This window comes from Stenotrophomonas riyadhensis, assembly GCF_040256885.1.
In the GTDB taxonomy this organism is placed as follows: domain Bacteria; phylum Pseudomonadota; class Gammaproteobacteria; order Xanthomonadales; family Xanthomonadaceae; genus Stenotrophomonas; species Stenotrophomonas riyadhensis.
The window spans coordinates 4467806-4488874 of sequence record NZ_CP155568.1; the positions used below are offsets into that span (position 1 = coordinate 4467806).

Consider the following 21069-nt stretch of genomic DNA (forward strand, 5'->3'; position numbering starts at 1 on the left):
GCCTGCACGTGGTGTGCAGCTGGCTGTGCCACGACCTGATCGACCCGGGTCATGGCGATTCATTCCCATCGGGTCGAACCACCAGAGCCATACAAGGAGAGACTCCCATGTTCTGGACCATCAAGGTCGTGATCGGCGACGGCGAGCGCGGCCTGGTGTATCGCAACCGTCGCTTCCAGCAGATCCTGCTGCCGGGCGTGCACCGCCTGTCGCTGTTCGGCGGCCGACCGCACGTGGACATCCACACCGCATCCAAGGGCGCGGCCTACACCGGCAGCGACCAGGACAGCCTGATCGAGGCACTGGGCGCGACGCTGGACACGCACTTCGTGCTGGCCAACGTCGGTGCCATCGAGGTCGGCCTGTTGCTGCGCAACGGCCGCATCGATGAAGTCCTGCCGCCGGGCAGCCGCCGTCTGTACTGGCGGGGTTCGGTCGACACCCAGGTGCGCGTGATGGCGCTGGGTGACGAGCCGCGCGTTCCGGCGGACGTGCAGCAGCGCCTGGGCCAGTTGGGCGTGCTGCCGCGTGTGGCAGTGATCAGCACCGTGCCGAGCGAGTCGGTCGGCCTGCTGTTCATCGATGGCACGCTGCGGCAGACGCTGGACGCCGGCCTGCACGCGTTCTGGAACTTCAACGGCAACGTATCGGTGGAGCGTGTGGAGCTGCGTGCCCGTTCGCTGGACGTGTCCGGCCAGGAACTGCTCAGCCGCGACAAGGTGACCCTGCGGGTGAACCTGGCTGCGACCGTGCAGGTGGTCGACCCGGTGCGTGCACACCGCACGCTCAGCAATGCCGACGAGTTCGTCTACCGGCAGCTGCAGTTCGGCCTGCGCCAGGCGATTGCCGCGCGCAGCCTGGACGAGCTGCTGGGCGACAAGGCCGCACTGGACGGCGAGATCGCCGCCCATGTGCAGGCGGCGATCGAGGGCCACGGCGTGCGGCTGCTCGGCGTGGGCATCAAGGACGTGATCCTGCCGGGTGAGATGAAGGAGATCCTCAACGGTGTGGTGCTGGCCGAGAAGCAGGCCCAGGCCAGCGTGATCCGCCGTCGCGAGGAGGCCAACGCCACGCGTTCGCAGCTCAACACCGCAAAGCTGATCGAGGACAACCCGGTGCTGATGCGCTTGAAGGAGCTGGAGGCGCTGGAGAAGGTCACCGAGAAGATCGACAAGCTCACCGTGTTCGGCGGCCTGGAGGGCGTGCTGAAGCAGTTGGTGACGATCAGGTAGGGGGTCGCGGCGGCGCAGGGACGCGCCGCCGGCCCATCAAGGACAAACACAAAGACATGGACACTCAACAGAACTATCAATGGCTGCACGCCGAGGGCACCACGCCGATCAAGGGCTGGGTCAACGGTGTGCCGCTGGAAGCGCAGGCGCATGAGCAGCTGCGCAACATCGCCGCGATCCCGTTCGTCGGGCCGTGGGTGGCCGTGATGCCGGACGTGCACCTGGGCAAGGGCGCGACCGTGGGCTCGGTGATCCCGACCCGCGGTGCGATCATCCCGGCCGCGGTCGGTGTCGATATCGGCTGCGGCATGGCCGCCGTGCGCACCACGCTGCGTGCCAACGACCTGCCCGATGACCTGCGGCAGCTGCGCAACAGCATCGAGCGCGGCATCCCGGTCGGCAACGGGCGCGGCGGCGAGCACCACCGCATGCCCGACAGCATCCACACGCGGCTGGTGCAGTCCGGGCTGGCCGCCGGTCTGGAGAAGATCAAGGACAAGCACCGCAGGATCCGCACCGACAAGCTCGACCGCCAGCTGGGTACGCTGGGCGGCGGCAACCACTTCATCGAACTGTGCCTGGACGAGACGGACACGGTGTGGGTGATGCTGCACAGCGGATCACGCGGCACCGGCAACCTGATCGGCACCTACTTCATCGAGAAGGCGCGCGAGGAACTGGCCCGGCGCGTGCTCGGCTTCCATCTGCCAGACAAGGACCTGGCGTTCTTCATGGAGGGCGAGCCGCTGTTCGATGACTACGTCGAGGCGGTGTCGTGGGCGCAGGACTATGCCCGGCAGAACCGCGAGGCAATGATGTCGCGGGTGCTGGCCGAGATGCGCCACCGGCTGCCGAAGTTCCAGCTGGCAGCGATGGCGGTGAACTGCCACCACAACTACGTGCAGAAGGAGACGCACCACGGCCAGGAACTGCTGGTGACGCGCAAGGGCGCGGTCAGCGCGCGCGAGGGCGAGCTGGGCATCATTCCCGGCAGCATGGGCACGCGCAGCTACATCGTGCGTGGCAAGGGCAACGCGGACAGCTTCCACAGCTGCAGCCACGGTGCCGGCCGGGTGATGAGCCGTGGCACTGCGCGCCAGCAGATCACGCTGGCCCAGCATCGCGAAGCAACCGCGCACGTGGAATGCCGCAAGGACAGCGGCGTGCTGGACGAGTCACCGGCCGCGTACAAGTCGATCGACGACGTGATGGCGGCGCAGCTCGACCTGGTGGACGTGGTGCACACCCTGCGCCAGGTGCTGTGCGTGAAGGGATGATGGAACGGTGCCGGCCACGGCCGGCCTCTACCAGAGCAACACGTCGCGTCGGGGGTCAGATCCCTTTCTGCGAAAGGGATCTGACCCCGGCACATTCAGCGCGGCACGCTGTCTTCGGCCACCAGCGCATGATGCACGCCGATCCCCGCGCGCACGCCCTCGGCGGTGGCCAGGGTGATGTTGCCGACCGTGGTCGCATCGCCTGCGGCATACACGCTCGGCACCGAGGTCTGCTTCATCATGTCGACCTCGATCAGCACCCCCAGCGGGCTCTCGACCAATGTGCACCCCAGCTGCTGCACCAGCGGCGTGGCCATCGCCTGGGTGGCCGGTACGAACAGCGCACGCTGGGCGATGCGGCGGCCATCGGCCAGCTCCACTTCCAGCCAGGTCGGCTGGTCGCCCTGCACACCCAGCACGGGTGACGTCTCGATGTGCACGCCACGCTGCTGCATGGCGGCGCGTTCCTCATCGGTGATCTCCAGACCCATGCTGAAGAACGTGACATTGCCCCAGTCGGCGAACAGCGGCGCTTTGCTGGCCGACATCGGATGGCCACCGAGCAGGCCGATGGCGCCACCACCGACTTCATAGCCGTGGCAGTAGGGGCAGTGCAGCACGGTGCTGCCCCAACGCTCGGCCAGTCCGGGCAGCGCCGGCAGCTGGTCGACGATACCGCTGGCCAGCAACAGCTTGCGCGCGGCCAGCACCTGGCCATCGGCGGTATGCACTTCCACGCCTTCGGCGGTGGTACGGGCGTGCTCTGCTTCGGCGTGCACCCAGCGTACCGTGGGATAGCCCAGCAACTGCTGGCGTGCGGTCTTCAGCAGCTCGGCACCGCTGATGCCGTCCAGTCCCAGCACACCGTGCGAATGGCTGGCGAAACGGTTGCGCGGCAAACCTGCGTCGATGACGGTGACCGGGCGGCGGGCACGGGCCAGGATCAGGCCGGCGGCGATGCCGGCATAGCTGCCGCCGACGATGAGCACATCAGGATTCATGGTGACCTTCCAGGGAACGGTGATGGGCGAGATGGCGGGCGAAGTCGGCGCCGAGCTGGTCCAGCGTGGTTGCCTGCAGCCGCGCCTCGAGCAGCCGCTGTGCTTCACGTGCGCCCTCCAGCAGGGCGCTGTTGACCAGTTGCTGGATCGGGCAGCCACCGCCGGAATCGCGGGCACCGACCTGCACCAGCGGCGGTGCGCCCACCGCCAGGTAGATGTCATGCAGGGTGATCGCTGCGGCATCGCGGGCCAGCAGGCTGCCGCCGCCGTGACCACGGGTGCTGCGCACCAGGCCGGCCTTGTGCAGTTGCGCCAGCAGGCGGCGGATCACCACCGGATGGGTCGGCAGGCATGACGCCAGCTGTTCGGAGGTGCGCGGCTGGGCATGCCCGACCAGATGCGCCATCACGTGCAGGGCGTCGGAAAGCGGGTTCGCGGATTTCATGTAACAACAATAGTTACATTTAATTCGCCTGTCGAGGGTCTGCTTTCGTTCCATATGGACACATCTGTCCTATGAAATAGTTTCTTCACATCGCTAAACGAAACACGAATGTGATGCGCGTCGCACTTCAGCGCGTGCGCAGCGGGTCGATACCGCAGTGCCCCTTCCCGAGAGTTCTTCCCCATGAATGCGTCTGTCCGTGCTCCGCGCCTGCAGTCCAAGCTGCTCGGCGCGGTTTCTGTTGGTCTGGCCGTGGTCCTGCTGTGCGCTCTGGCCGGCCTGGCCTCCGCCTGGTTGAAGTTGTCCACCGAGGTTCCACCCGAAGTCGCGCACAGCCGCGATGCCGAACGCCTGCAGCGCGAGTTCCGCGGCCAGGTGCAGGAATGGAAGAACGTGCTGCTGCGCGGCCACGACGACGCGTTGCGCCAACGCCACCTGGACGCGTTCGACAGCGAGGGCCGTCTGGTCGAACAGCTGGCCAAGGGCCTGGTGACGAGCCCGGACGCGCACACGCGTGAACTGGCGCAGGCGTTCATCGGCCTGCACGCGCAGTTGCAGCAGGACTACCACGCAGCGCTGCAGGCCTTCGCCGAGGCCGGCTACGATCCCGCCGCTGGCGACAATCTCGTGCGCGGCAAGGATCGCCCGGTGGCGGCGGCACTGGATGCACTGAGCACGCATGCCACGCAGGTGGCCGAGGCGGCGCTGGCGGCCCGTTCGCACCAGGCGCGGCAGACCCTGCTGCTGTGCGCGGCGTTGACCGTGCTGGCTGCCGTGCTGCTGTTGATCGGGCTGGCCTGGTGGCTGCGGCGTGCCGTGGTGCAGCCGGTGCTGGCGGTGGAAGCCGCTGCGCGTGCAGTGGCTGCCGGTGATCTGCAGCACGTTGTGCAGGTGCGCAGCCGCGACGAGATCGGTCGCCTCGCGCAGGCCATGCAGGCGGTGCAGTCGACGCTGCGTGGCGTGCTGGAGGCGCAGGCGGCGATGGCACAGGCGCATGACGCCGGCACCATCAGCCACCGCATGGATGCCCGTGCCTTCCCGGGCGCGTTCGGCGAAATGGTGGCCGACAGCAACGCACTGGTCGACGCGCATATCCAGGTCAAGATGCGCGCGATCGCGATCATGGGGCGCTACGCCATCGGCGACCTCAGCCAGGACATGGAGCGGCTGCCGGGCGAGAAGGCGGTGATCACCGAAGCACTGGATACCGCCAAGGCCAATCTGGGCACCATCAATGGCGAGATCCGCCGCCTGGCCGAAGCGGCCGCCGCCGGTGACTTCAGCCAGCGCGGCGACAGCGCACGTTTCGAGCATGATTTCCGCGCGATGGTCGATGGCCTGAACCGCCTGATGCAGGCCACTGAACTGAACCTGGGCGAGGTCTCCAGCATGCTGCGTGCGATCGCCGATGGCCGCCTTGGCGCGCGCATGCACGGTGATTTCCAGGGTGTGTTCGCACGCATCGCCGGCGATGCCAACACCACTGCCGCGCAGCTGGCCACCATCGTCACCGACATCAAGCACGCCTCCGGCAACATCCACACGGCTGCGGCGGAGATCGCCGCCGGCAACAATGATCTGTCGCGCCGCACCGAACAGCAGGCCGCCAACCTGGAAGAAACCGCTGCATCGATGGAGGAACTGACCTCCACCGTGCGCCAGAATGCCGAGCACGCCCGCCAGGCCAACCAGCTGGCGATCGGCGCGCACAACGTCGCCTCGCACGGCGGCAACGTGGTCGGCCAGGTGGTGGCAACGATGGGCGCGATCGAAACCTCGTCGCGGCAGATCGCCGAGATCATCAGCGTGATCGATGGCATCGCGTTCCAGACCAACATCCTGGCGCTGAATGCCGCGGTGGAAGCGGCGCGCGCCGGTGAACAGGGCCGCGGCTTCGCGGTGGTCGCCAGCGAAGTGCGCACACTGGCACAGCGTTCGGCCGCTGCGGCGAAGGAGATCAAGTCGCTGATCGAGACCTCGGTGGAACAGGTCGGCCACGGCGCACAGCGGGTGCGCGAGGCCGGTGACACCATGGCCGAGATCGTGGCGTCGGTGCAGCGGGTGACCGACATCATGGCCGAGATTTCGGCGGCCTCGCAGGAGCAGAGCGCAGGTATCGAGCAGGTCAGCCAGACCGTGATCCAGATGGATGGCACCACCCAGCAGAACGCCGCGCTGGTGGAGGAGGCCAGTGCCGCCGCACGCAGCCTGGAACAACAGGCGAACCGGTTGATCGACGCGGTGGATGTGTTCGATCTGTCGACCACGGCGGCAGCGAAGGGTGGACTGGCACGCGCGGCCTGATTGATCCGGTTGCCGGCCAGCGGCCGGCACTACCCGTGCGATGAGCGGTAGTGCCGGCCGCTGGCCGGCGACCTCAGCGCACGTAATCGCTCTGTGCCATCGCGTCGGCCAGGTAGTCGACGAATGAGCTGATCCGCGCCGACACCGCGGTGTTGCGGTAATACACCGCGTGGATCGGCTGGTATACATCCAGCGTCTGCGCCGCCAGCACTGGCACCAACGTGCCGGCAGCGCGGTCGCGATCGGTGACGAAGTCGGACAGGCAGGTGATGCCGACGCCTTCCACCGCCAGGCGGCGCAGCGTCTCGCCACTGGACACGGCGATGTCCGGGCGCACCAGCAGCAACCCCTCCGACTCACCGGGCAGCGGCCAGCGGTTCAGCGATTCCGGCTCGTTGAAGCTGAGCAGCGTGTGCTGGCCCAGCGCGGCGACGCTGGCCGGTTCACCGTGCCTGGCCAGGTAGGCCGGGCTCGCCACCAACCGCAGTTGGCAACGACCCAGCGGCCGCGCGTGCAGGGTGGAGTCGGCCAGCGGCCCGATCCGGATCGCCAGATCGGTGCGTCGCTCCAGCAGGTCGATGTAGCGGTCGGAACTGTTCAACTCCAGCTGCACGTCCGGGTAGCGCGCGCGATAACCGGCCACCAGCGGCGCGATCACGTGCAGCACGAACGGCATCGCCGCATCCACCCGCAGGCGCCCGGCCGGGCGCCCGCGGCGCGCCGCCATCTGTTCCTCGGCCGATTCCACCGCATCGACGATCGCGCGCGCATGGCGCAGGAACGCCTCGCCCTCGGCAGTCAGGTGCAGGCGGCGGGTGGTGCGGGTCAGCAGGGTGATCCCCAGCTTGTCCTCCAGCCGCCCCAGCGCACGGCTCACACCCGAGGGCGTCTGCCCCAGCTGCTCGGCGGCAGCACTGATCGAACCGCTGTCGATCACCGCCAGGAAGGCCTGCATTTCATCAAGCGTCGTCTTCATGCCCCTATTATTGACTGCACAGCAAGAGTGATTGGCGTGAAGACCGGTTTTTCCGCAAAGGTCGGCAGCGCAGACTGCGCAGCCTCTTCCTCCTGCTGGACCCTGTCATGATCCGTGGCATTCCCCTCGCCCTGCTGGCGTTGACCCTCGGTGCCTTCGCCATCGGCACCACCGAATTCGTCATCGTCGGCCTGATCCCGACCATTGCCGGCGACCTGCAGGTCAGCCTGCCTTCGGCCGGCCTGCTGGTCTCGCTGTACGCACTGGGCGTGGCCATCGGCGCACCGGTGCTGACCGCGCTCACCGGCCGCGTGCCGCGCAAGTCGCTGCTGGTTGCGCTGATGGTGCTGTTCACGCTCGGCAACGTCATCGCCTTCCTGGCACCGGGCTACACCTCGCTGATCCTTGCCCGCATCCTCACCGGCCTGGCCCACGGCGTGTTCTTCTCGATCGGCGCGATCATCGCCACCGCCGTAGTGCCGAAGGAGAAGGCCGCCAGCGCGATTGCCATCATGTTCACCGGCCTGACCGTGGCGCTGGTGACCGGCGTGCCGCTGGGCACCATCATCGGCCAGCACCTGGGCTGGCGCGCGACCTTCCTGGCGGTGGCCGGCCTCGGCGTGATCGCCCTGCTCGGCGCGCTGCTGTTCGTACCACGCAACCTGCCGCAGAGCGCACCGGCCAGCCTCCATCAGCAGCTGGCCGTACTGGGCCAGCCACGCCTGCTGCTGGTCTATGCGATGACCGCGCTGGGCTACGGCGGTACCTTCCTGGCCTTCACCTACCTGGCGCCGATCCTGCAGGACGTCACTGGCTTCTCCGCCAATGCGGTCAGCCTGGTGCTGCTGGTGTACGGCGTGTCGGTGGCGATCGGCAACCTGTGGGGCGGGCGCATGGCCGACCGCATGGGTCCGGTGCCCGCGCTGAAGCGCATCTTCGCATTGCTGGCCCTGGTGCTGTTCGTACTCACGTTCACGGCCTACAACACCTGGTTGATGCTGCTGACGGTGCTGGCGCTGGGCGCGGTGGCGTTCGGCAACGTGCCCGGCCTGCAGGTCTACGTGGTCAAGCAGGCGCAGCGCTACGCGCCGCAGGCGGCCGACGTGGCCTCGGGCCTGAACATCGCCGCGTTCAACGTTGGCATCGCCATGGGCGCCTCGCTGGGTGGCCTGGTGGTGGAGCACATCGGCCTGATGCATACGCCCTGGCTGGGCGCGCTGGTGGTCGCACTGGCCTACGTGCTGACCGCGCTCAGCGGCCGCCTCGACCGCCGTGATGGCATCGACCACCGCGCCGACGGCATTGCCGCCACCGCGCATTGATTCATGCAATGCACCGTTGCCGGCATGCATGCGGTGCCTGTCCTACCCTCTTCCTTCTGCTACTCCCTTCCCCCGTTGGAGCTTTCCATGACTGTCCCCGCTTTCGGTCTCGGCACCTTCCGCCTCAAAGACCAGACCGTGATCGACTCGGTGCGCAACGCACTGGAGGTCGGCTACCGCGCCATCGATACCGCGCAGATCTACGGCAATGAAGCCGAAGTCGGCCAGGCCATCGCCGAGTCGGGCGTGCCGCGCGATGATCTGTACCTGACCACCAAAGTGTGGATCACCGAGTTCAAGCGCGATGCGCTGCTGGCCAGCCTGCGTACCAGTCTGGAGAAGCTGCGCACCGATCGCGTCGACCTGGCGCTGATCCACTGGCCGTCACCGAATGACAAGGTCGATGTGCCGATGGAGGAATACCTGCCAGCACTGGCCGAGGCCAAGGCGCAGGGGCTGACCAAGGCGATCGGCATCTCCAACTTCACCATCGCGCAGACCCGCAAGGCGATCGAGATCCTCGGTGCCGATGCCATCGCCACCAACCAGATCGAGATCCACCCGTACCTGCAGAACCGCCTGCTGGTGAAGTTCCTGCAGGACAACGGCATCCACATCACCGCCTACATGAGTCTGGCCTATGGCGAAGTGCTGAAGGACCCGGTGATCCAGGCCATTGCCGGCCGTCACCAGGCCACGCCGGCGCAGGTTGCACTGGCCTGGGCGCTGCAGCAGGGCTTCTCGGTCATTCCGTCGTCGACCAAGCGCGAAAACCTGGCGGCCAACCTGGAAGCAGCGGCCGTACGCCTGACCGACGAAGACATGGCGCAGATCGCCAAGCTGGATCGCGGCCATCGTTTGGCGAATCCGGAAGGGATTGCCCCGGCCTGGGATTGAGGCATTGTTGTAGAGCCGAGCCCACGCTCGGCTCCTGGCCGCCTGCAGCCGAGCATGGCTCGGCTCTACAGGTAGATGCCGACCTTGGTCGGCGCTGGCCTCTGGTCAGTCGATGACACATCGTGCCGACCAAGGTCGGCACCTACCAAAGGCAGCGCTATCCCTCGCCTTGCAGCAACCACCCACGCATGGCCGCACTGACCTCGTCCGGCTTTTCCATCGGTGCCAGGTGCCCGCAATCAGGCACCACCACCAGCTGCGAATGCGGCGCCAGGGCGTGCATCTCCTCGCTCACCGCCAGCGGCGTGATGCGGTCGTTCGCACCGCAGACGATCAGCAGCGGATCACGGTAGCCGGCCAGCACGTCATGGCCGTCGCGGCGCTCCAGCGCGCTCTGGCGCAGGAACACTTCGGCGCCCAATCGCGCGGTCATGTCGCGCACACGCTGCACCAGCACGTAGTCGTCCAGCCGAGAAGCATCGATGTAGCTGCGCATCAGCACGTCACCGAAGCCGTGGAATTTTCCCGGCAGGCGCACGCTGGCACGTTGGCTGCGGCGCTGCTCGGCACGTTCCGGCGAATCGGCATGGATCGAGGTATCGATCAGCGCCAGCTGCAGCACACGTTCCGGCGCGATGCGCAGGATCTGCTGGGCGACGAAACCGCCCAGCGAGAAACCGGCCAGCGCAAAGCGTTCCGGCGCCTGCGCCAGCACGTCCTCGGCCACGCCCTGCAGGGTTTCGCCGCGGGTCTGGTCGCCCACCTTGCAATCAGCGATGTCGGCCAGGTCAGCCAGCTGTGCGCGCCAGAGATCGGCATCGTTGAGCAGGCCGGGCAGCAGCAACAGGGGGATACGGTCGGTCATGGGGGTATTGTCGCGCCGGTGCGGTGGCGGCGCCATGCCGCAACGGGCGGTTGCGTTGTAGAGTCGAGCCCTGCTCGACTGCTCCACAGCCAGTCGAGCAGGGCTCGACTCTACAGAAGGCAACGACACGGACGCGACCATGGCAGACCCCTACAACAGCGGTATCCCCTCCCCGCCCGCGCTGCGCTTCGACGATTCGCTGGTCACCACCGCCTTCGAGCTGCCCGGCCATCGCGTCGTGCGCAATCTGGGGGTAGTGCGCGGCATCACCGTGCGCTCGCGTTCGATCGTCGGCAACTTCCTGGGCGGCATCCAGACCCTCTTCGGCGGCAACATCACCATCTACACCGAGCTGTGCGAACAGGCCCGCGAGGAAACCTACCGCGACATGGTCAAGCACGCGCGGCAGCTGGGCGCCAACGCGATCATTGGCATGCGCTACGACGCCACCGACGTGATGACCGGGCTGACCGAGGTGCTGTGCTATGGCACGGCGGTGGTGGTGGAACCATTGCGTTGAAGCTGTAGAGCCGAGCCCATGCCCGGCTCAGGCGGCAATCAAGCCACCGGCGGAACGTCAGGCACCTCGACCTGCTGCACCGGCAGGGTCACCATCATCACCGTCGGGTCATCCGGATCCAGCTTCGTCTTGAAGCCCAGGCTCTGGCACATCGCCAGCATGGTGCTGTTCTCGCGCAGCACCTGGCCTTCGACCACGTCCAGGCCCAGCCACTTGGCGTACTCGATCATGATCGCCATCAACCGCCAGCCGATGCCGTGGCCCTTCAGGTCCGAACGGATCAGGATGCCGTACTCGCCACGGTGGTAATCGGCATCGGCGTGCAGGCGTACCGCGCCCAGCATTTCGCCGCTGCGCGGTTCGATCGCCACCAGCGCGATCGAGCGTGCGTAGTCGAGCTGGGTCAGGCGCGCGATGAACTCGTGGCTGAAGTGCTTCACCGACTGGAAGAAGCGCAGGCGCAGGTCCTCATCGCTGACACGAGCGAAGAACGCGCGGAACAGTGCGTCGTCCTCCGGCCGCACCGGGCGCACGAAGGCACGGCCGCCATCGGACAGCTCGATGGTGCGCTCCCACTCCTTCGGGTATGGGAACACCGAGAAACGCGGGTGGCCGCGGCCCTTGTGCAGGATGCGCGACGGCGCCACCGCCACGCGGGCGTCAAGGGCGAGGATGCCCTTGCCGTCGACCAGCAGCGGGTTGATGTCCAGCGTGCGCACTTCGGGAATGTCGGCGGCCAGTTGTGCCAGCTTCACCAGCGCCAGCGCCAGTGCGCGCTCGTCAGCCGCCGGCACGTCACCGTAAGCCTTGAGGATGCGCGAAGCGCGGGTCTGGCCGATCAGCTCGTGGGCCAGGCGCAGGTCCAGCGGCGGCAGCGCCAGCGCCTTGTCGTTGATCACTTCGACGGCAGTGCCGCCGCGACCGACCACAATCACCGGACCGAACGTCGCGTCATCGGCGATGCCGACAATCAACTCGCGCGCCTTCGGGCGGACGATGGTCGGCTGTACCAGCAGGCCATCGATGCGTGCATCCGGCCGCAGCTGGCGTGCGCGCGACAGGATCGCGTTGGCCGCGCTCTGCACCGCCGGCAGCGTGGACAGGTTCAGGCGCACGCCATCCACTTCCGACTTGTGCGGAATATCCGGCGAGAGAATCTTCAGTGCGACCGTGGCACCGCGCTCCAGCAGCGGCTGCGCCAGATCCATCGCCTCGTGCGCATCGCGCGCATGCATCACCGGCGCGGAGGGAATGCCATAGGCCTTTAGCAGTTCATGGGTGGCCAGCGGGTCCAGCCACTGCTGGCCGTTGGCCAGTGCGGCATCAACCAGCGTGCGCGCGGCGGCCGTGTCGACGCTGAAGTCCTGCGGCAGGCTGGGCGGCGTTTCCATCAACGCGTTCTGCGCTTCGCGGTAGCGCACCAGGTGCTGGAAGCCACGTACGGCTTCGGCCTCGGTCGGATAGGTCGGCACCCGTGCCGCGTTGAGCGTGGCGGTAGCCTGGTCGTCGTTGCCCAGCCACACCGCGAACACCGGCTTGTCGCGATGATGGCGCGGGCGCAGGCCGAGCGTGCGGGTGAGCGCTTGCGCGGCGTCCGCCGATGAGGTGAACGCGGTCGGCACGTTCACCACCATCACCGCGTCATTCTCGTTGTCGGCCAGCAGCGCTTCGATGGCCGCGGCATAGCGATCACCATCGGCGTCGACCACGATGTCGACCGGATTGCTGCGCGACCAGCCCTGCGGCAGCACCGCGTCGAGTTTCTCGACGGTGCTGTCGGACAGGTTGGCCAGCGTGCCGCGCAGCGCGATCAACTGGTCCACCGCAAGGCGACCCACGCCACCACCGTTGCTGAGGATGGCCAGGCGGCGACCGGGGAACGTCCCCAACCGACCCAGCGACTCGGCGGCGGTGAACAGTTCGTCCAGCGCCCCCACGCGCAGCAGGCCGGCGCGGTTGAAGGCCGCGCCGTACACATCATCGGCGCGGGCCAGGGCCTGCACATGGGTATCGCGGCTGCCCGGCTGCACACGCTCGGCGCGGCCGGACTTCACCACCACCACCGGCTTGGCGCGGGCCGCAGCACGCGCGGCCGACATGAACTTGCGCGCGTCCTTGATCTGCTCGACGTAGAGCAGGATGGCTCGAGTGCGGTAGTCGGTGGCGAAGTAGTCGAGCAGATCGCCGAAGTCGACGTCCATCGTGTCGCCCAGCGACACCACGGCAGAAAAGCCGACCGAGCGCGCCACGCCCCATTCCACCAGCGCGGCGGCAATGGCCGAGGATTCGGAGATCAGCGCGAGGTCGCCGGCCTGCGGGAAGTGCGCGGCGATGCTGGCATTGAGCCGCGCATGCGGTGCGATCACACCCAGGCAGTGCGGGCCCAGGATGCGCAGGCCATGCTTGCGCGCTACCGTTTCCACCTGTTCCGACAACGACCCCGGGCCTTCGCCCAGGTGCGCGGTGAGGATGATCGCCGCCTGCACGCCACGTTCGGCGGCGGTGCGCACCACCTGCGGCACGATCGCCGCCGGTGCGGTGATCACCACCAGGTCGGGCACCCAGTCCAGGTCCTTCAAGCGCTTGACCGTGCGGATGCCATCGATCTCGGCATGCCGCGGATTGATCCACGCCACCTTGCCGGGGAAGCCGGTGCCGCGCAGGTTGCGCATCACCGCGCGCCCGGCCGAGCGCTCGCGCGGGCTGCCGCCGATCACCGCGACCGACTGCGGACGGAACACGGACTGCAGGTGGTAGGTACTCATGCGCCTACGGTACACGCACCAGCGCATCGGGCGCATGATCCAGCGCAAGCCTCCGGTCTCCGGGGTCGGATCCCTTCGCACAGCGATGGGCTCTGACCCCTGCGTGCCGACCAAGGTCGGCACCTACCGGAGCACAGTGGTTCCGGCTTACAGCAGCGTGCCGTGCAGGATCATCGCGGCGATGCTGAAGTAGATCACCAGGCCGGTCACGTCCACCAGGGTGGCCACGAACGGCGCCGAAGCGCTGGCCGGGTCGAAGCCGAGCCGCTTCAGGATGAAGGGCAGCATCGAGCCGGACAGCGAACCGAAGGTGACGATGCCGACCAGCGCGGCGCCGATGGTGATCGCCAGCAGGATCCAGTGCTCGCCGTAGTCATGCAGGCCACCCAGCTGCCAGATCACGATGCGCACGATGGCCAGGCAGCCGAGGATGGCGCCCAGCACCATGCCGGTCGGGATTTCGCGCAGGGCCACCTTCCACCAGTCGCGCAGGCGCAGTTCGCGCAGCGCCAGGCTGCGGATCAGCAGCGAGGTGGCCTGCGAGCCGGAGTTGCCACCCGAGCTCATGATCAGCGGGATGAACAGGGTCAGCACCACCGCGCGTGCCAGTTCGTCTTCGTAGTGCTGCATCGCGCTGGCGGTCAGCATCTCACCCAGGAACAGCACGCTCAACCAACCGGCGCGCTTGCGCAGCATCTCGAAGAAGCCGATCTGCATATAGGGCTTGTCCAGCGCTTCCATGCCGCCGAACTTGTGCGCGTCCTCGGTGGATTCCTCGATCAGCGCATCAAGCACGTCGTCCACGGTGACGATGCCGAGCATCTGCTGCTGCGCGTCGACCACCGGGATCGCCAGCAGGTCGTGGCGGCGGATCAGCCGTGCCACTTCTTCCTGGTCCATCAGCGCATCCACGGTCACCGGCGGATTGACCTGGGCCACGTCCAGGATCGATTCCTCGGGCAGGCCGGTGATCAGCCGGCGCATGGTCACCACCTGCTGCAGCTGCTGGCTGGCCGGCTCCAGCACGTAGATCGCGTACACCGTCTCGCGGGTGCGCTCGACCTGGCGGATGTGCTGCAGGGTCTGCGCCACGGTCCAGCTGGCAGGCACCGCCACGTACTCGGTGGTCATCAGCGCGCCAGCGGTGTTCGGCGGGTAGCTGAGCAGCTTCTGGATGGCCTGGCGGGCGTCGGTGCCCAGCAGTGGGATCAGCCGCGCGCGCTCTTCTTCGTCCAGCTCGTGGACGATGTCGGTGGCCCGGTCGTCGGCCATCAGGCCCAGCAGCGCCGCAGCCCGCGCCGGTGGCAGCGCGGCCACCAGCTCACCGCTGCGATGCAGCTCCGGCGCTTCGAGCATCTTCACTGCACGCGGCAACTGCAGCGCAGCCAGCGTTTCCGCGGCGCGGGTCAGTTCCAGCGTGTTGAGGAATTCCACCGCGTCGGCGGTGTTGTAGTTCGCCAGCGGTGCGGCCAGTGCGGCGGCATCGGCCACCTGGCGCAGCAATTGCTTCTGGTTCATCGGTTTTGCCTTGTGGGGGTGCGACCTCGCGCAACGCCAACGCAGGCAAACCGTCCCGATGTCAGGCGGTGGCCATCGCTGGCGTCGAACGAGGTCGACTTCTACTGTCGCTGGACATGGGTTGGGGACTCCGGGATGCGTATGCCGACGGACGCGCCGCCAGCGGCGGGCAGTCTGGACCCGCGGGCCATGCAGGTCAACCCGGCAGCCCCGCACCGACGCCCGGCCGGTTGTTCTCGTGCGTACACAGACCGGCGCGCATAATGTCGCGGTGGTGCTCACCACGCCCTCCCCCACCCGAACGGACGCACAGCGGGCTCCCCCGATGACCAGGTATTCCCATGCATAGCGGTGGTCTGGAACTGGCCCTGGTGCTGCTGCTGGCGGCGGTCATCGCCGTGCCGGTGTTCAAGAAATTCGGCTTCGGCGCGGTGCTGGGCTACCTGGCGGCCGGCGTGGTGCTGGGCCCGGACGGGCTGGGCTTCGTGCAGGACGCCGACCGCATCCTCGGCGCCGCTGAGATCGGCGTGGTGATGCTGCTGTTCGTGATCGGTCTGGAACTGTCGCCGGCACGCCTGAAGGTGATGCGGCGCTCGGTGTTCGGCGCCGGTGCGGCACAGGTGGCGCTGTCCGGGCTGGTGCTGGGGGGATTGCTGCTGCTCGATCACTTCCAGTGGAAGAGCGCGCTGGTGGTGGGCGTGGCGCTGGCGCTGTCATCCACCGCGGTGGGCCTGCAGCTGCTGTCCGAGCACAAGGCGATCAACAGCGACCATGGCCGGCTGGGTTTTGCCATCCTGCTGTTCCAGGACCTGATCGCGATCCCGCTGCTGGCGGCCATCCCGCTGCTGGGCGGGGTGAAGAACGAGACCCTGCGCATCGAGGATGCGATGGTGGCGCTGGGTGCGCTGGCGGTGGTGATCCTGTGCGGGCGACCGGTGCTGCGCAAGGTGTTCAGCATCATCGCGCGCACCCGCAGCCCGGAAGTGTTCACCGCCACCGCCCTGCTGGTGGTGCTGGGTACCGCCTGGTTCATGCAGGAAGCCGGCCTCAGCCCCAGCCTGGGCGCCTTCCTGGCCGGGGTGCTGCTGTCCGATTCGGAGTTCCGGCACGAGCTGGAAGCACAGATCGAGCCGTTCAAGGGCCTGCTGCTGGGCCTGTTCTTCATCGCGGTGGGCATGGGCATCGACCTCGACCGCATCGCCGCCGAGCCCTGGCTGATCGCGGCGGGCGTGGCGATCCTGCTGGTGGTCAAGTTCGGCCTGCTGTACGTGATCGGGCGCATCGCCAGGCTCAGTTCACGGCAGTCGTTGCTGCTGGGCAGCGTGCTGTGGCTGGGTGGCGAGTTCGCCTTCGTGGTGTTCAACGAAGCGCAGCGCGCGCACCTGCTGGGCAACGCCAACCATGACCGGCTGGTGGCGATCGTCGGCCTGTCGATGGCGATCACGCCGCTGCTGATGATCGCGCTGCTCAAGCTGCTCGGCCAGGAAAAGGCCCCACCGCGCCAGGCGGCCGAGGCTGACAAGGTAGCGCCGGACAACCGGCCCAAGGTGCTGATCGCCGGCATGGGCCGCTTCGGCCAGGTGATCGCGCGCCTGTTGACCGCGCAGAAGGTGCCGTTCGTGGCGCTGGAGGCGAACCCGGACACCGTGGCCGACCTGCGCCGCTTCGGCAACCAGCTGTACTACGGCGACCCGACCCGGCCGGAGATGCTGCGCGCGGCCGGCGGCGAGCACATCGATGTGTTCGTGATCACCGTGGACGACCCGGAAACCAACCTGCGCGCGGTGCGCATGGTGCGCCGGCTGTACCCGGACGCGACAGTGCTGGCGCGTGCACGCAACCGCCAGCATGCCTGGCGCCTGATGGACATGTCGGCCGAGCCGTTCCGCGAAGTATTCGGCACCAGTCTGGAAATGAGCGGGCGCGTGCTGACCGCGCTCGGCGTTGCACCGAACGTGGCCGAACGGCATGTGCAGCGTTTCCGCGAACACGACGAACAGCTGCTGCGCGATCAGTACCTGGTCTACGACGACGAGGCCGCGGTGATCCAGACCTCGCGCGATGCACGCAACGACCTGATGCACCTGTTCGAGGCCGACGCGGAAAGCGACGGCGACAAGGAGCGCTGACGGCACCCACCCGATCAATGGTGGACCCGGTAGCGCCGGCCGCAGCAGATTCCGGCAGCGCGGTGTCGGGGTCAGAGCCCTTTCCCTTGGAAAGGGATCCGACCCCGGCCTGTCAGCCGTTGTCGCGCAGGAACCGCGCCATCGACGAAACGCCCGGCACGCGCGGTTCGAACTCGCCAGCAACGTCGATGAAGCCGCGCATCACCGCGATCTCGCGCGGGCTGCGGTTGAGGCTGTCGCGCACTTCCGGATCGGCACCGGCGCGCAGCAGGCGCTGCACCAGCAGTGGCAGGCCGTGCAGCGCGGCCAGATGCAGCGGGCCGAAGCCGCGCGGATCACGCACGTCCAGGCTGACGTCCTCGTCCAGCAGGCGCTCCACCGCCGCCATCACCACCTGCTCGTCGCACGCGGTACCCGGCTCGGCGCGTGCGCCCAGCAGCAGCAGCAGCGGCGTGACCGAACCGGCAGCGGCCTGGTCCGGTTCGGCACCGGCCAGCAGCAGGGTGTCGAGCAGGGCCAGCAGGCGCGAGCGATCGCGCGCACTGAAGCCGTACAGGGCAGCGCAATGCAGCGGCCCCAGCTGCTGCGCGTCACCGGCATGCACGTCGGCACCGGCGGTGAGCAGGCGCGCGACGATGTCCGGCAGGCCCAGCGCCGAGGCCAGCATCAGCACGGTCACGCCGCCCGGCAGGCGGTGTTCCAGCTTGGCGCCGGCATCGAGCAGGGCCGACACGATATCCACCTGGCGCATGCTGACCGCCGCCGACAGCGGCGTCGCACCACTGGCCGCAGCGTGCTGCGGATCGGCGCCACGCGCCAGCAGCAGGTCGGTCACCGCCAGATGGCCACCACCGGCCGCACGCAGCAGCGCGGTGCAGCCCTGTGCATCGACCGCATCAACGGCGAAGCCCAGATCGATCAGGCGACGCACCGCATCCACGTCACCGGCCATCGCGGCGGCCGGCAGATCGGCCTCGCGCAGGGTACGGCGCGGCAACGGCCACACCCGCCAGTCCAGCCAGTCGGCCAGGTCACGGCGACCGATCGACAGCGCCACACCCAGCGGCGTCTGGCCGTCGGCGGCACGTGCTTCCGGCGAGGCGCCGTGCTGCACCAGCAGCTTCAGCGCGCCTTCGCGGGCCAATGCGGTGGCCAGGTGCAGTGCGGTCATGCCGTGGCTGTCGCGTGCTTCGCGATCGACACCGGCCTTGAGCAGGGCCTGCTGCAGGCGCAGCCAGCCCAGACGCACCGCCAGCGACAGCGGCGGATCACCCGCCGGCGAGGCCGCGAACGGATCGGCGCCACGTTCCAGCAGCTCCAGTGCCAGCTGTTCCAGGCCACGGGCGGCCTGGTCGTGCTGCGCACAGGCGGCCAGGAAGCGCGCCAGGCCACCGCGTCCGGCCGGGGACAGGCCCCGCTGCAGCATCACCTGCAGCGCAGGCACCGCGTCGATGCCGCGCGACAGCAGCGCGAACATCGGCGTGTCGGCGCAGGCGTCACGCACATAGGGATCGGCGCCGTGGCCGAGCAGCCAGTCGACCGCACGCGGCTCCAGTGCCAGTTCCGGATCGAGCAGCAGGCCACCCAGTTCTTCCGGCTGGCACAGCTTGGCCAGCGCCGCCATGCCATCGGTGTTGCCGAAGCCCAGTGCCTCGCGCAGCAGGGTCAACGGCGGGCGGTCCGGCAGCAGGCCGCTGGCGCTGGCCGCTTCGCCGCGCTCGGCCAGGCCATCGCTGACCGCAGCCGGCAACGGATAGGACGGGTCCAGCAGGGCCACGATCGCCCAACGACCGGCTTCGGCGGCGTAGTCCACCGCACGGCGGCCGACCGGATCGGTGGCATCGGCGGCGATGCCCAGTTCAACCAGGCGCTTGATCAGCAGCGGCGAGACATCTTCGGCCATCGCTGCCAGCTGCACCGCGTTGCGGCCTTCGCCATCCACCGCGACCAGGTCTGGCTTGTGCGGCAGCAGATGCTCGATCACGGCAGCGCGACCGGCACGGGCCGCTTCCAGCCACGGCGTACGGCCCAGCGCATCGCGCGCTTCCAGATTGGCGCCGGCACCCAGCAGCACGCCGATGATCTCGACGTGGCCAGCCAGTGCGGCCTCATGCAGCGCGCTGCGGCGCTGGCGATCACGCGCGTCGGCCCGCGCCTTGTGCTTGAGCAGCAGCTGCACGCCGGCCGGATCGTCGTCTTCGGTGGCGGCGGCAGCCAGCAGCACCGGGGTGCCTTCGGCCGGCTCGCTGCGTGCACCGCGTTCGAGCAGGAACCGCGCCAGGCGCCAGTTGCCGACCTGGCAGGCCACCGCCAACGGCGACCAGCCATCGTGGTTCAGTGCGTCGACTTCGGCTGCGGCATCACGCAGCAGCGCGGCCACACCCGGGTCGGAGCTGCGCGCAGCATGGTGCAGCGGGGTGTTGCCATCGCTGTCGGTGGCACGCGAATCGGCGCCGTTGGCGAGCAGGGTCATCACCGCTTCGGGGCGGCCATGCCAGCTGTCACGGGTGGCGGCCAGCAGCGGGGTCATGCCCCGGTGCGGCGCATTCACGTCGACGCCGCGGGCAATCAGCTCGCGCAGCAGGCGCAGGTCCGGCAGCACTGCGGCCAGTACGGCCAGGCTGCGCTGGTCGCGCCAGTTGGGGTCGGGCAGCGCATAGGGATCGGCACCGGCCTGCAGCAGCTGCAGGCCACGGTCGATGCGGCCCTGGCGGGCGGCTTCATACAGGGCCGGGGTCAGCTCCTGCGGCGCCATCGCCTCCAGCGGCGCGGTTTCGGTGGCGGCAGCGAACATCGGTTCGCGCTCGCTGCTGGCCGCGGTCAACGGACTCGAGCGCAGCGACACCAGCGGCGCTGGCGCCACCCGCTGCAGCAGCAGGTGCAGCAGTGGCGACAGCACCACCACCGCCAGCGCGGCAGGCCAGCGCGCGCTTTCCGGCAGCAGGCCCGGCCAGGCCGGCAGCACCACCAGTGCGGACAGCGCAATCACCAGCGCGGCCACGCCCAGGCCACGCCACGCGGTCAGGTCGCGCCCGGCCAGCGCCTGCCAATGCTGGGCCAGGCTGCCGTCCAGGCGTTCAACATCGTTCCACAACGGCCAGGTACGCCATGCCGCCAGCAGGCCGGCACTGACCAGCACGCTCAGGCCCAGCACCGCGGCCAGGCTGCCGCTGTCGCGCAGCGCCGCCAGCGGCCAGGCCAGCAGCAGCGCCAGCAGCAGCGGTGCGGCCGCCCACAACGCCAGCAGCGCCGGCAGGTCCTGGCGCGCGACGACCTTCAGCGGCAGCAGCGCGCGGCTGCGACGCCACCACGACACACCCAGCGCGAACGCGGGCTGCGCCAGGGCGGCGAGGATCGCACCTGGAACGCCACCCACGGCAGCGCCCAACGCCAGTACGGCGCCAACGGCGAAGGCGATCGACAGGACGCGCGGACGGGAGGCGTCAGTCATAGTGCCGCGGCATCAGACTGGCCACCGACGGCGGCACCTGCAGGTAGAACCCGCGTTCGCTCATTTCGCTGCGGACCTTGTCCGGATCGGCCTGGGCCAGGCGGCGCTGGGCATCCAGGGCCACGTCCAGGACGAAGGTGAGCGCACCCAGCGAGGTGAGCAGCGGCGCGGGCAGCGCGCTGAAATCATCGCGTCGGGGAACGTAGACGTAGGTGTCGGGCTTGAGTTGGCTTTTATAGACGTAGGCGTGCATGTCCGCGGGACAATAACCCGGGAAGAGCCATGATTGTGTCGGAAAGCCGACACCGGGGAAAGCCGTCAGCCGACGATGGCGGCGTGATCGACGGCGTTTCCCCAGCGGGGTTCA

Annotated in this window: 15 protein-coding genes; 7 read left to right on the forward strand and 8 right to left on the reverse strand. The window is 68.4% G+C overall.

Features of this window, described 5'->3' with window-relative positions; translation table 11 throughout:
* The first annotated feature begins 107 nt into the window (after positions 1-107).
* Complete coding sequence (locus SriyCCGPB3_RS20620; protein ID WP_110714094.1) at positions 108-1232, forward strand: slipin family protein; 1125 nt, start codon at positions 108-110, stop codon at positions 1230-1232.
* A 56-nt stretch (positions 1233-1288) separates the two neighbouring features.
* The gene (locus tag SriyCCGPB3_RS20625; RefSeq protein WP_110714095.1) at positions 1289-2509 is read left to right on the forward strand and encodes an RtcB family protein; all 1221 of its coding nucleotides are present in this window, start codon (positions 1289-1291) and stop codon (positions 2507-2509) included.
* Positions 2510-2604: 95 nt separating this feature from the next.
* On the opposite strand, the gene SriyCCGPB3_RS20630 is transcribed toward SriyCCGPB3_RS20625, so the two are convergent.
* Positions 2605-3510 carry an NAD(P)/FAD-dependent oxidoreductase gene (locus SriyCCGPB3_RS20630; RefSeq protein WP_153854797.1) on the reverse strand — a complete coding sequence of 302 codons (906 nt, stop codon included), beginning with the start codon at positions 3508-3510 and terminating at the stop codon, positions 2605-2607.
* Positions 3500-3955 (reverse strand): Rrf2 family transcriptional regulator, encoded by a 456-nt coding sequence (locus SriyCCGPB3_RS20635; RefSeq protein ID WP_153854798.1) that lies wholly within the window; start codon positions 3953-3955, stop codon positions 3500-3502. The genes SriyCCGPB3_RS20630 and SriyCCGPB3_RS20635 overlap by 11 nt, the downstream gene beginning before the upstream one ends.
* Positions 3956-4138: 183 nt before the next feature.
* On the opposite strand from SriyCCGPB3_RS20635, the gene SriyCCGPB3_RS20640 reads away from it, so the two are divergent.
* Entirely contained in the window at positions 4139-6259 is a 2121-nt protein-coding gene (locus SriyCCGPB3_RS20640; protein WP_153854799.1) for a methyl-accepting chemotaxis protein, read from the forward strand.
* A gap of 73 nt (positions 6260-6332) precedes the next feature.
* On the opposite strand, the gene SriyCCGPB3_RS20645 is transcribed toward SriyCCGPB3_RS20640, so the two are convergent.
* A complete protein-coding gene (locus tag SriyCCGPB3_RS20645; protein WP_153854800.1) occupies positions 6333-7235 on the reverse strand; it encodes a LysR family transcriptional regulator in 903 nt (300 codons plus the stop codon).
* A gap of 107 nt (positions 7236-7342) precedes the next feature.
* Between SriyCCGPB3_RS20645 and SriyCCGPB3_RS20650 the strand changes: the two genes are divergently transcribed.
* Positions 7343-8557: an MFS transporter gene (locus tag SriyCCGPB3_RS20650; protein ID WP_153854801.1), complete on the forward strand. Its 1215-nt coding sequence runs from the start codon at positions 7343-7345 to the stop codon at positions 8555-8557.
* 87 nt (positions 8558-8644) lie between these two features.
* On the forward strand, positions 8645-9454 hold the full coding sequence (gene dkgB, locus SriyCCGPB3_RS20655) for a 2,5-didehydrogluconate reductase DkgB (RefSeq protein WP_153854802.1): 810 nt from the start codon (positions 8645-8647) through the stop codon (positions 9452-9454).
* 157 nt (positions 9455-9611) lie between these two features.
* Here dkgB and SriyCCGPB3_RS20660 read toward each other — a convergent pair whose 3' ends face one another.
* Positions 9612-10319 carry an alpha/beta fold hydrolase gene (locus SriyCCGPB3_RS20660; protein ID WP_153854803.1) on the reverse strand — a complete coding sequence of 236 codons (708 nt, stop codon included), beginning with the start codon at positions 10317-10319 and terminating at the stop codon, positions 9612-9614.
* Between the two features lie 139 nt (positions 10320-10458).
* Between SriyCCGPB3_RS20660 and SriyCCGPB3_RS20665 the strand changes: the two genes are divergently transcribed.
* The gene (locus SriyCCGPB3_RS20665; protein ID WP_153854804.1) at positions 10459-10839 is read left to right on the forward strand and encodes a YbjQ family protein; all 381 of its coding nucleotides are present in this window, start codon (positions 10459-10461) and stop codon (positions 10837-10839) included.
* 38 nt (positions 10840-10877) lie between these two features.
* On the opposite strand, the gene SriyCCGPB3_RS20670 is transcribed toward SriyCCGPB3_RS20665, so the two are convergent.
* On the reverse strand, positions 10878-13604 hold the full coding sequence (locus SriyCCGPB3_RS20670; RefSeq protein ID WP_110714104.1) for a bifunctional acetate--CoA ligase family protein/GNAT family N-acetyltransferase: 2727 nt from the start codon (positions 13602-13604) through the stop codon (positions 10878-10880).
* Positions 13605-13751: 147 nt separating this feature from the next.
* Positions 13752-15122, reverse strand: coding sequence for a magnesium transporter (gene mgtE / locus SriyCCGPB3_RS20675; protein ID WP_350259675.1), 1371 nt, complete (start codon positions 15120-15122; stop codon positions 13752-13754).
* Between the two features lie 341 nt (positions 15123-15463).
* Here mgtE and SriyCCGPB3_RS20680 point away from each other — a divergent pair, with 341 nt between their 5' ends.
* Complete coding sequence (locus SriyCCGPB3_RS20680; protein ID WP_153854806.1) at positions 15464-17251, forward strand: monovalent cation:proton antiporter-2 (CPA2) family protein; 1788 nt, start codon at positions 15464-15466, stop codon at positions 17249-17251.
* A gap of 112 nt (positions 17252-17363) precedes the next feature.
* Here SriyCCGPB3_RS20680 and SriyCCGPB3_RS20685 read toward each other — a convergent pair whose 3' ends face one another.
* Together SriyCCGPB3_RS20685 and SriyCCGPB3_RS20690 are read right to left on the reverse strand one after the other, a co-directional pair.
* A complete protein-coding gene (locus tag SriyCCGPB3_RS20685; protein WP_153854807.1) occupies positions 17364-20702 on the reverse strand; it encodes an ankyrin repeat domain-containing protein in 3339 nt (1112 codons plus the stop codon).
* The gene (locus SriyCCGPB3_RS20690) at positions 20695-20955 is read right to left on the reverse strand and encodes a YcgL domain-containing protein (protein WP_049431711.1); all 261 of its coding nucleotides are present in this window, start codon (positions 20953-20955) and stop codon (positions 20695-20697) included. Before SriyCCGPB3_RS20690 ends, SriyCCGPB3_RS20685 begins: the two co-directional genes overlap by 8 nt.
* Positions 20956-21069: the final 114 nt, after the last annotated feature.